Raw genomic sequence first — 10,695 nt, 5'->3', positions numbered from 1 at the left:
ATCAACCGATCCGATCAGTCCCTAGATACGGCCTCAATGCCTCCGGGACAGCAACGGTGCCGTCGGCGTTCTGATGATGCTCGAGGATGCAGGCGATCGTTCGTGGCAGCGCAAGCCCGGACCCATTCAGCGTGTGCACGAAGCGCGGCTTGTCGCCTTTGGCGGCGCGGAAACGAATATTGGCTCGCCGCGCCTGGAAGTCGGCGAAGTTGCTGCACGACGACACTTCGAGCCAGGCACCGACACCGGGCGCCCACGCCTCGAGGTCGTAGGTCATCGCGGACGCGAAACCAGTGTCGCCTGCCGCGAGCAGTTTACGGCGATGCGGAATGCCTAACCGCTCGAGCGCCGTTTCCGCGTGACGAGTCAGGATCTCGAGTTGATTCGCGGAGTCCTCCGGCAGTGCGTAGCGAACGAGCTCGACCTTGTCGAATTCGTGCGTGCGGAGAATCCCGCGGGTGTCCTTCCCCGCCGATCCCGCCTCACGTCGAAAACACGGCGTGTAGGCGACAAAGCCTTTCGGCAAGACATCGGCGTCGAGGATCTCGTCGCGATACAGATTCGTGACGGGAACCTCTGCGGTGGGAATGAGGAAGAGGTCGTCGCCTTTCACGGCATACGCATCGTCCTCGAACTTCGGGAGCTGTCCCGTGCCGGTCATCGTCGCGCGGTTGACGAGCACCGGCGGCCAGACTTCCTCGTAGCCATGCTCGCGTCCGTGCAGATCGATGAAGAAGTTGATCAAGGAGCGGACAAGACGAGCACCTAACGCGCGATAGCACACGAAGCCCGAGCCGCTGATCTTCGCGGCTCGCTCGAGGTCGATGAGGCCGAGGGCCGCACCGATCTCCCAGTGCGGACGTACGCCGGCGGAGTCTCGTGGAGTTCCCCATTCGCCGACGACGCGGTTGCACTCCTCGCCGCCAGCGGGAACCTCGGGCAGCGTGACGTTAGGCAACTCGAGGAGCACAGCGCGTAGATTCGCCTCGACGCCATCGAGCTCGCCTTCCAGTCGAGCAATCTCTTCACCGAGGTCACGACCAAGTGTAATGAGATCGTCTGCAGATTCCTTCGCCTTCTTCCGGCGCGCGACCTCCTGGGAATTGCTGTTGCGAGCCGCCTTCCGCTCCTCGACCGCCTGGATCAGCGTGCGCCGGTCGCGATCGAGGCCCTCGCCACGATCGATGAGCTCGAGCATGCCATCATCTGCGCCGCGCCGTCGCATTGCGTCGCGCAGCAGGTCGACCTGCTCGCGCAGGGCCCGCGTATCGTGCACGTGCGCTCCGGGTCAGTCCTTCGGGGTGCCCGAAGGAATCAGAGAGAAGAAGCCGCAGTTCGGGTCGACAGTGAAGCGCGTCCGCAGCGTTCGTGCAACCGGATCCACCGAGAGGATCTGAACCTTGCCGTAAATCACGTTGCTATACACCGAGAAACTGCACGCACTCGGATCCGAGCTCTGAATCGCAAAGACGTCGCCGACGTTCGCGGTGAACAGCGAGTCGGACACGTAACCAGTCGACGGTGCTTTGTCGAACGAGTCGTAACTGTTGCTGACCTTCTGCATGCCGACGCTGTGGGCCCCGGAGAGATCGCCGGCCACATAACGCACGGTGTACATGGTGATCTTACCCTGCGCGTCCAGGTCAAACGCGACGTCGAAGCTGAACGACGAGTTGATCACGACGGCTTGCTCGCCGAACAGCCACAGCCCGGACGGCGCGTCGGCGGGAGTGTTGTTGATCGCGTACATCGTGACGGTGTCGGTGACGTTATCGGTCTGCGCCTTCGGACGCGTCAGGCTACTGCACGCCGTGATTCCGCCGAGCGAGATCGCGCACGCCGTCGCGAGAAGGGTGAGGATTCGCGGCGTCCGCAATCTCGATGTCATGATGCCGAATGGAGTCGGTGAAGTGGTGCCGGAATGGAGCAGCAATGGCGTAGGATATTCGGAGGTGAGTAAGAGTTCAAGCGATTATCAGCGCTTGACTTCGACATTTTCGATCTCTAGCTTCGCCACCACTTTCGTGAGGGAATACGGTGGCCAGCATCCGGGATCTCGTGGCTGCAATTCGACAACGTGAAGGGGTCGAAGCGGCTGTGGTACTTGGCCGCGACGGCCTCCTCATCGACGGGCAGGCGGTGCCCGGGATTGATCCGGAACGCGTCGCGGCGCTCATTCCACCGATTATCGGACCGGCAGACGAATTGGGCGCCACGCTTCGTCGTGCGGAACTGCTCACCGCCGTCTTGGAGTACCGCGGAGGCATGGCGATTGTTTCCGCGATGTCGTCGGAGGCAATCCTTCTCGTGCTTCTCACGCCTCAAGCAAACATCGGCCAGCTGCTCTTCGAGCTCCGGCGCAATCGAGATCACATCGCTGCCCTCGTTTGAGATGGTCCCGGACAGCAGGCCGTCCGAATCGACGTTCCACGTCCTGGTGGCCGACGACGAGCCACACATCGGGCGCATCATCAAGATGAAGCTCGAGCAGGGACCGTTTCGTGTGACGCTCGCATACGACGGACGTGAAGCGCTCGACCTGCTTCGTCGGGATCCCGACGTCGATCTCGTGCTGCTCGATTTGATGATGCCCCATCTGAGCGGCTTGGATGTCCTCGCCGCAATGAAGGCCGACAAGCGCCTGCATGACCTGCCATCGATCATTCTCACCGCCGCGGGTCAGGAGCAGCAGCACCATCGCGCGATCGAGCTCGGCGCGAGCGAGTTTCTCACGAAGCCGTTCAGCCCGAAGAAGCTCTACGCGCGAGCGGCGGAGCTCGTCGGTATCGGCGGCGAGGAGCCCGGCGCCGACGGCTCGTGAGCGCTTCGACCACTTGGGTGGTTGTCTTGGCTGGAGGCGTTGGTTCGCGCTTCTGGCCACTGAGCACGCCGAGCCGGCCGAAGCAACTCCTCCCGCTCGTCAGCGGCGAGCCGCTCCTCGTAGAGGCCGTCGCTCGTTTGCGTCCCATCGCGCCTGCGTCGAAAACGCTCATTCTCACCAATGCGTCGCTCGTTCCCGCAATCGGCGAGATGCTACCCGACGTGCCGCGAGAAAATCTCATCGCCGAGCCCCGGCCAAGTGGAACGGCAGCGGCGCTGACCTGGGCAGCGCTGCAAATTCGCGATCGCGCCGGCGGTGGCGAGAATGCGATCATGCTCTCGGTGCACGCCGATTGGGCGGTTGGCGATGCCGAGGGCTTTCGGGACACGCTGCGCCGCGCGGCAGCCGCGGCCGCACGTCATGAGAGTTTGGTCACCGTCGGCGTCGTCCCGTCTCGCCCCGATCCGGGGTTCGGTTATATCCAGCCTAACGGCGAGATCGAGCCAGGCGTACGTCGGGTCGAGCGATTCATCGAGAAGCCCGATCGCGAGCGCGCGGAGCAGATGTGCCGCGAAGGATACCTCTGGAACTCGGGAATCTTCGTGTGGCGCGTTGGCGACTTCCTGAACGAAGTGCGACGGCACACGCCCGAGATCGCGGCCGCGCTCGCGGCGCACGGCAACGATGCGGCTGCCTTCTTCCGAGCGGTCACGCCGATCTCGGTCGACGTGGGCGTGCTCGAGCGCAGTGCGCGAGTGATGGTGATGCCAGGCGATTTCGGGTGGGACGACGTCGGAACGTGGGGCGCGCTTCGGCGTGTGCGCACGCACGACCACGACGACAATGCGACGAGCGGAGACGTCATCGCCGTCGCGTCGCGCGGTAACGTGGTGCACGCCGAGGACGGTCAGGTCGTACTCTACGGCGTGTCCGACCTCGTCGTCGTCGTCCGCGACGGCCTCGTGCTCGTGACGACGGTGGATCGCTCGAGTGATCTGAAAACGCTCATCGACGCGCTGCCGGCACCGGTCCGCGAGCTCGCATGAGCGGCCTCTATCTCTACGACGATCGCCGCGCGCGCGAATTCGAGCCTTTCGCGCTCACGCGTCCGCTCGCTGACATGGTGGCCGGGACGGCCGTCCAGCGCGAGCGATGGCACACGGCGCTCCAGTTGCCCGTCGTCGGCGTCGTCACCGCGAGTCATCTCGCGGATTTCGACGAAGGCGCCTCGGCGGCGGCGGTGCGCGCTGGAATCCCCGCCGGTTCGGTTGTCGCCAATGCGCGCTTCGTCCCGAAGCTGAGTGCGCTTCACCTGCCCGAGGTGGGCCAGACGCCTAACGATGGCGGCACGGTCGATCTGTGGCTGTCTGGTGGCCGCGTCGCGGCGGCGCGAACCTCGCGTGAACTACCAGTCGAATACTTCTCCGAAGGACGTCTCACGCTCGACGAGGTGGGACGGTCCGGCGCCGAGACGACGACGCTCGACGGCTGGTGGATCGACAACGTGTGGGATTTCGTTCGACTCCTCCCGGAGCATCTGGCTGACGATCTCGCGTTCTACCAGAAGCCGTCGTTTGGCGGCGTCGTCGCCGGATCGGCCTTCGTTCCGCCACCGGCACACGCGATCGTGATCGGCAAGCATCCGGTGTTCGTCGCCGCGGACCGTTCAATAGCCGGAGAGGTGTTCATGAAGGGCGCGTCGATCGAGCCGCAGGTAGTGTTCGATGCGTCGGCTGGTCCGATCTATGTCGGCGCGGGCACTACTGTCCATGCTTTCACGCGGCTCGTCGGTCCGTGCTATATCGGCCGGCACTCGACCGTGCTTGGTGACCGCATCGCGAGCTCGTCGATCGGCGATCACTGCAAGGTGCGCGGCGAGATGAGCAACACGATCATGATCGGCTATGCGAACAAGGGGCACGATGGCTTTGTCGGTCACTCTTATATGGGCCGGTGGGTGAACCTTGGCGCAGGCACGATCACGAGCAATCTCAAGAACACATATGGGCCGGTGACGTTGTGGACGCCAGGCGGAATGCGCGACACCGGGATGCAGTTCCTCGGGACATTGTTCGGGGATCATGCGAAGACCGGCATCGGCACGTGCTTGACGACAGGCACCGTTCTCGGCGCGGCCGCGAACGTGTACGGTGCACAGACACCACCGAAAGCGGTGCCTCCATTTGCGTGGGGGAGTGCGCCACCGTATTCCGTCTATCGACTGGATAAATTCCTCGAGGTGGCCGAGCGCGTGATGGCGCGACGGCAGGTGAAGCTCACCGACCGCGGGCGACAGCAGCTCTCCGCCGCTCACGATGCTCGTTGGATGGTTGGAGACAGCGAGTGAAGGTCTGGATTCTCGGTACTGGCAGCAACGGGAATGCGGTTCTCGTCGAGGGCGACGGAACTCGCATCTTGATCGATGCGGGGTTCGGCGTTCGCGCCCTGGGCAAACGACTCGAGGCGACCGGCGTCGATCCGGCATCGATCGATGCATGTTTGCTCACACACGATCACAGCGATCACGTAGGCGGCGTTGCACGCTGTGTGCGACGCTGGGGCTGGGCGGTCTTCGCGACCGCAGGCACGGCGCAATCGCCCGCGCTCGCCGATGTATCGCTGACGCCGTTGCCGGTGAGCACGCCGATGCGCATCGACGGTCTGGAGATACTGGCCCTGCCTGTCCCGCATGACGCTCTCGAGACGGTTGGTTTTCTCGCGACGACCTTATCGACTGGTGCACGCGCGGCGATTTGTTACGACGTCGGTCATGCCAATGAGCATGTTCGAACGTTGTGCCGTGAAGTCGATATCCTCGTCCTCGAGTCCAACCATGACGAGGGAATGCTGTGGGCTGGGCCGTATCCACCGTGGCTTTGCCAGCGAATTGCGGGTCGGTCGGGACACCTCAGCAACCGTGACGCGGGCGCACTCGCGCGCGAGAGCGTCACCGCACGAACGGCTCATGTCGTGCTCGCGCATTTGAGTGAACAGAACAACACGCCAGAAATGGCGCACCACGCGGTGCGATCTGCGCTTCGCGGAACGTCATTCAAGGGAAAGCTGTCGACCGCGGCGCAGGACAGCGTTGCCGGTCCGTTCCTGCCGCGTGGAAGGAAATTCGACGATCCGCGGCAGTATTCGCTGTTCTAGGTGGTTGGTGATTGGTGATGGTTCGCTCGAAAAAACGATTGGCCAGCGAGCAGAGCTCGCCGGCCAATCCGAAACCACCACCAACCAATTACGAGCGACCAGCAACCAACGCTAGTACATCCCGCCCATGCCGCCACCGCCCGGGGCTGCCGGCGCCGGCTTGTCTTCCTTCTTCTCGACGACGATTGCTTCCGTCGTGAGCAGAAGTCCCGCGATCGACGCCGCGTTTTGCAGGGCCGTACGCGTGACCTTCGTTGGATCGATGACGCCCGCCTGCACCAGATTCTCGTAGGTGTCGGTGAGCGCGTTGTAACCGAACGCATCGTCCTTCGAGCTACGAACCTTCTCGACCACGAGCGAGCCTTCCGCACCAGCGTTCTGCACGATCATGCGGATCGGCTCCTCGAGGGCACGGCGAACGATCTCGACGCCGATCTGCTCGTCAGCCTCATCGAGCTTGAGGCTCTTGAGCGCGCGCTGTGAGCGAAGCAGAGCCACACCACCGCCGGGAACGATGCCCTCGTCGGCCGCCGCCTTCGTCGCGTGGAGCGCATCCTCGACACGAGCCTTTTTCTCTTTCATTTCAGCTTCTGTGGCAGCGCCGACATTGATGACGGCTACGCCACCGGCGAGCTTCGCGAGACGCTCCTGGAGCTTCTCCTTGTCGTAATCCGACGTGCTCTTGTCGATCGCGTTCTTGATCTCAGCGACGCGACCCTGGATCTTCGCGTCTTCGCCAGCACCATCGATGATGGTGGTGTTGTCCTTATCGACGACCAGGCGCTTCGCGCGACCGAGATCGCTCGTGACCGCGTTCTCGAGCTTGAAGCCGACTTCCTCGCTGATGACCTGACCGTTGGTCAAGACCGCAATGTCCTGCAGCATCGCCTTACGACGATCGCCGAAGCCCGGAGCCTTCACCGCGGCGACGCGGAGCGTGCCACGGAGCTTGTTGACGACGAGCGTCGCGAGCGCCTCGCCCTCGATGTCCTCGGCGATGATGAGCAACGGACGCCCCTGCTGCGCAACCTTCTCGAGCACGGGGAGGAGATCCTTCATCGACGAAATTTTCTTATCGTGGATGAGAATGAAGGCGTCCTCGAGGACTGCTTCCATCTTCTCCGGATCCGTGACGAAGTACGGAGAGACGTAGCCGCGGTCGAACTGCATGCCGTCGACCGTCTCGAGCGTCGTGTCCAGACCCTTCGCTTCCTCGACCGTGATGACGCCGTCCTTGCCGACTTTCTCCATCGCCTCGGCAATCAGATCGCCGATCTCCGGATCGTTATTCGCCGAGATCGAGCCAACTTGTGCGATTTCCTTCTTACCGCCCGTCGGGACGCTGATCTTCTTCAGCTCCTCGACGACCGTGGCGACGGCGCGATCGATGCCGCGCTTGAGCGCCATCGGGTTCGCCCCCGCGGTGACGTTCTTCAGGCCCTCGCGGAAAATCGCCTGAGCGAGAACAGTCGCAGTGGTGGTGCCGTCGCCGGCGTTGTCGCTCGTCTTGGTCGCGACTTCCTTCACCATCTGCGCGCCCATGTTCTCGAGCGGATCGCTGAGCTCGATCTCCTTCGCGACGGTGACGCCGTCCTGGGTGACGGTCGGGGCGCCGAACTTCTTATCGATGACGACGTTCCGACCCTTGGGGCCGAGGGTGACCTTCACCGCCTCGGCGAGCTGGTCGACGCCGCGCTTGAGTGCCGCGCGCGCATCGACGTTGAAATGGAGTTCCTTAGCAGCCATGGAGCAATGACTCCTTCTAGCGAAAGTTTGTCGAAAAGGGGCTGGAGTCTGGGCTAGGGGTTAGGGTTTACTAACCGATATCCCGTAACCAACCACCGGTGTCAGCTGATGACGGCGAGGACGTCCGACTCGCGCAGGATGAGCAGTTGCTCACCATCGATCGTGACTTCGGTGCCGCTGTACTTGCCGTAGAGGACCTTATCACCAACCTTCACGTCCATCGGCACGCGCTTGTCCTTCTCGAAGCGCCCAGGTCCAACGGCGATGATCTCGCCTTGCTGCGGCTTTTCTTTCGCGGTATCGGGTATGTACAACCCACCGCGCATCTGCTCCGCCTCTTCCAGCGCCTTGACGACGACGCGATCAGCCAGCGGTGCGACCTTCACACTCGTGGCACTCTTCGTGGCCATACGGTCTTCCCCTCCGTGTTGCGTGGCTATGTGACTTAGCACTCACCTCAGCAGAGTGCTAACGCGCGAGCAGTCTAATCTCTTTTGGAGTGCCCGTCAAGACCAATGGATGCCACACGAACTAAGCCTAAAGCCTTCTCTTAGCGAGCTTTGCGGGTCTTTTCGAGACACTTCGAACGGGCGCGGCCGTCAGGTGAGCGAAGGCCATCTGCAGGCCCGCGAGGGTCAGGTGGGGCTCCACGCGATCAAACTCGCTGCACAGCGTTCGGAAGACCTCGGCGAGACCGCCGGTCGCGATCACGATCGGTTCCTGCTTTCGAGGCCAACTCTTCTTGATGCGACGGACGATCCCATCGATCGCCTCCGCCTGCCCGAACATGACGCCAGCGCGAATGCAGTCTTCCGTCCGGCGGCCGATGACATTCGGGGGCACTACGAGCTCCGTCGCCGGAAGCTTGGACGTCCGCCGAACCAGCGTGTCGAGCGCCGTCTGCACGCCCGGTGCGATCACGCCGCCGATGAACACGCCTTCTGCCGTTATGCAATCGAATGTCGTCGCCGTTCCCATGTCGACGACGATCGCGTCGCGCTGGAAGAGCCGGCTTGCCGCCAGGGTATTGATCAGTCGATCGGCGCCCACCGTGAGCGGCTCGTCGACATCGACCCGAATCGGAAGAGCTGCGCGGGCGTCGACGACGATCACCGGACCGGTGGTGAGCGCCTTACATGACGCAGCCAAGGGATCCGTCACTCTGGGCACGACGGACCCAATAGCGGCGCCTTCGATGCCGTCTGCGCCGAACCCGTCGAGAGCGAGAAGGCCGCGCAGCAGGACGCCGAATTCATCCGCCGTGCGCTCGACGCCGGAAATGATTCGCCAGTGCCCCCGGAGCAAATCGGCCTCGAACAAGCCAATGGTCGTCTCGGTATTTCCAACGTCAAAAACGAGGATCATGCCGAGCCTCCTGACGAGTGGGCGTCCGAGTCGAGAACGAGCGAACCGGCATAGATTGCCGAGCGACCCACGTCCGCGTCGACGAGGAGTGCGCCGTCGGCGCCGACGCCGGCGACGACTCCTTCGAGCGGTGCGAGACATCGGCGGCCGACGGCCAGGTCACGCGCCTCGAACTGCCGTATCTCGTTTTTGTCGAGGTGTCCCGCTTTGGCGGCCGCGGCACGCAACGCGGGCACGATGGCGGCTAGCACGGCGAGCCGATCGCAGCCGGGACGCAACGCGGCAACGTCGAGGTCCTCGGGAGCGCGCACGTTGATACCGACGCCGATCGCCAACCAGTCGACTCGTGCTCCGCGCCAGCGTGCTTCGACGAGGACGCCAGCGAGCTTCTTTCCGTCAAGGTAGACGTCATTAGGCCACTTGAGCTGCGCCCGGCCCGTGGTGAAGGCCTCGAGCGATGGCGCGAGTGCCAGCGCGATGCGCAACGCCAGCACGCCTAACGCGTCATCGCTCGACGGACGTTCGAGCAGGGTGAGCCAGATGCCGGCGCCAGAATCCGATCGCCAGGATCGCCGCATTCGGCCCCGGCCAGCCGTTTGCTCTTCGGCCAGGACAAGGGTGCCAGCCGGCGCGCCCTGATCGCCCAACTCGTGCACGACATCGAGCGTCGACGTCACCCTATCGAACACGACGACGCGCGCGAGGCTGAGTATGGCAGCCAGTTCCACCGCCGAGCGGCCCTCATAACGCGCCGTCGACGTCATCGTGGTGGTCCGCACGGGCGACGCGCCGTCACACGCCTCGAGCGACGGCAATGAGAACGGCGGCGCCGAGTACAATCCGATACGCGGCGAATACGGCATAGCTGTGCCTTACGACCAAACGGAGCAGAACGCTGATCGCGAGCCAGCCGCTAACCGCCGAAGCGAGTACGCCGACGATCATTGGCGCAGACAGACCTTGCTCGCGGATGGCCTGGGGCATCTTGAGCACGGCAGCGGCGGCGATGATCGGCATGCTCATGAGAAAACTGAAAACTGCCGCATCTTCGCGCGTGAAGCGGAGCGCGCGGCCGGCGGTGATTGTGGACCCCGATCGCGAGACGCCGGGAATGATGGCGAACATTTGTGCGATGCCCGTGAGCAGTGCGTCGGTCCACCGCATCGTCCCAATGGTTCGATCGCGGGCCGCGTAACGGTCGATGAACCAGAGCAGGAAGCCCAGGATGATGAGCGCCACGGCCACGAGGCGTGGATCTCGAAACGTACTCTCTGCCTGCTTCTCGAAAGCCAAACCGGCGATCGCGCCGGGAATCGTGGCGACGATCAGAAACAGCACGCGCCGCTCTGTTTCCGTCTCGACACGCCGCTTCACGATGATGTCCTTTGCGGCAATCAACAACTGGATCCATTCGGCCCAGAAATACCAGAGCACCGCGACAAGGGTCCCGAAGTGCAGCGCCACGTCGAAGGCGAGGCCGGGGTCGCGCCAATGGAGGATCCACGGTGCGAGCGCCAGATGAGCGGAGCTGCTGATGGGCAGGAATTCCGAGAGACCCTGGATGATGCCAAGGATCAGTGCCTGAAAGACGGTCACGTAAGTGAGGGCGA

The 10,695-nt window shown here is 63.4% G+C and carries 12 protein-coding genes; 5 read left to right on the top strand and 7 right to left on the bottom strand.

All coding sequences use genetic code 11. From position 1 onward, the window contains the following. Window position 1 precedes the first annotated feature (1 nt). Both serS and VGH98_15750 read right to left on the bottom strand, forming a co-directional pair. Complete coding sequence (gene serS, locus VGH98_15755; protein HEY2377433.1) at window positions 2–1,276, bottom strand: serine--tRNA ligase; 1,275 nt, start codon at window positions 1,274–1,276, stop codon at window positions 2–4. A 12-nt stretch (window positions 1,277–1,288) separates the two neighbouring features. After that, window positions 1,289–1,888: a hypothetical protein gene (locus VGH98_15750; GenBank protein ID HEY2377432.1), complete on the bottom strand. Its 600-nt coding sequence runs from the start codon at window positions 1,886–1,888 to the stop codon at window positions 1,289–1,291. A 149-nt stretch (window positions 1,889–2,037) separates the two neighbouring features. On the opposite strand from VGH98_15750, the gene VGH98_15745 reads away from it, so the two are divergent. From VGH98_15745 to VGH98_15725, 5 genes are read left to right on the top strand one after another with little or no spacing between them, the layout of a single operon-like run. After that, window positions 2,038–2,391 (top strand): roadblock/LC7 domain-containing protein, encoded by a 354-nt coding sequence (locus tag VGH98_15745; protein HEY2377431.1) that lies wholly within the window; start codon window positions 2,038–2,040, stop codon window positions 2,389–2,391. Between the two features lie 46 nt (window positions 2,392–2,437). Continuing rightward, window positions 2,438–2,821: a response regulator gene (locus tag VGH98_15740; GenBank protein ID HEY2377430.1), complete on the top strand. Its 384-nt coding sequence runs from the start codon at window positions 2,438–2,440 to the stop codon at window positions 2,819–2,821. Between the two features lie 26 nt (window positions 2,822–2,847). Next, window positions 2,848–3,867 (top strand): sugar phosphate nucleotidyltransferase, encoded by a 1,020-nt coding sequence (locus VGH98_15735; protein HEY2377429.1) that lies wholly within the window; start codon window positions 2,848–2,850, stop codon window positions 3,865–3,867. Then, window positions 3,864–5,168, top strand: coding sequence for a putative sugar nucleotidyl transferase (locus VGH98_15730; GenBank protein ID HEY2377428.1), 1,305 nt, complete (start codon window positions 3,864–3,866; stop codon window positions 5,166–5,168). Before VGH98_15735 ends, VGH98_15730 begins: the two co-directional genes overlap by 4 nt. Continuing rightward, complete coding sequence (locus VGH98_15725; protein HEY2377427.1) at window positions 5,165–5,974, top strand: MBL fold metallo-hydrolase; 810 nt, start codon at window positions 5,165–5,167, stop codon at window positions 5,972–5,974. Before VGH98_15730 ends, VGH98_15725 begins: the two co-directional genes overlap by 4 nt. Window positions 5,975–6,085: 111 nt before the next feature. Here the strand turns inward: VGH98_15725 and groL are convergent, their stop codons facing one another. From groL to uppP, 5 genes are all read right to left on the bottom strand, one after another. Then, complete coding sequence (gene groL / locus VGH98_15720; protein HEY2377426.1) at window positions 6,086–7,720, bottom strand: chaperonin GroEL; 1,635 nt, start codon at window positions 7,718–7,720, stop codon at window positions 6,086–6,088. 101 nt (window positions 7,721–7,821) lie between these two features. Further along, window positions 7,822–8,106, bottom strand: coding sequence for a co-chaperone GroES (locus VGH98_15715; GenBank protein ID HEY2377425.1), 285 nt, complete (start codon window positions 8,104–8,106; stop codon window positions 7,822–7,824). A gap of 151 nt (window positions 8,107–8,257) precedes the next feature. Then, window positions 8,258–9,085, bottom strand: coding sequence for a type III pantothenate kinase (locus tag VGH98_15710; protein HEY2377424.1), 828 nt, complete (start codon window positions 9,083–9,085; stop codon window positions 8,258–8,260). After that, on the bottom strand, window positions 9,082–9,948 hold the full coding sequence (locus VGH98_15705) for a biotin--[acetyl-CoA-carboxylase] ligase (GenBank protein ID HEY2377423.1): 867 nt from the start codon (window positions 9,946–9,948) through the stop codon (window positions 9,082–9,084). Before VGH98_15705 ends, VGH98_15710 begins: the two co-directional genes overlap by 4 nt. Further along, the gene (gene uppP, locus VGH98_15700) at window positions 9,878–10,681 is read right to left on the bottom strand and encodes an undecaprenyl-diphosphatase UppP (GenBank protein ID HEY2377422.1); all 804 of its coding nucleotides are present in this window, start codon (window positions 10,679–10,681) and stop codon (window positions 9,878–9,880) included. Before uppP ends, VGH98_15705 begins: the two co-directional genes overlap by 71 nt. Between the last annotated feature and the right edge of the window lie 14 nt (window positions 10,682–10,695).

The organism is Gemmatimonadaceae bacterium, from assembly GCA_036496605.1.
GTDB lineage: Bacteria > Gemmatimonadota > Gemmatimonadetes > Gemmatimonadales > Gemmatimonadaceae > AG2.
This window is presented reverse-complemented; position numbering and strand designations above follow the sequence as displayed.

Coding starts and splice junctions, on each gene's coding strand:
- groL (HEY2377426.1), bottom strand. CDS start 7,720: ATGGCTGCTAAGGAACTCCATTTCAACGTCGATGCGCGCGCGGCACTC.
- VGH98_15750 (HEY2377432.1), bottom strand. CDS start 1,888: ATGACATCGAGATTGCGGACGCCGCGAATCCTCACCCTTCTCGCGACG.
- VGH98_15710 (HEY2377424.1), bottom strand. CDS start 9,085: ATGATCCTCGTTTTTGACGTTGGAAATACCGAGACGACCATTGGCTTG.
- VGH98_15730 (HEY2377428.1), top strand. CDS start 3,864: ATGAGCGGCCTCTATCTCTACGACGATCGCCGCGCGCGCGAATTCGAG.
- VGH98_15705 (HEY2377423.1), bottom strand. CDS start 9,948: ATGCCGTATTCGCCGCGTATCGGATTGTACTCGGCGCCGCCGTTCTCA.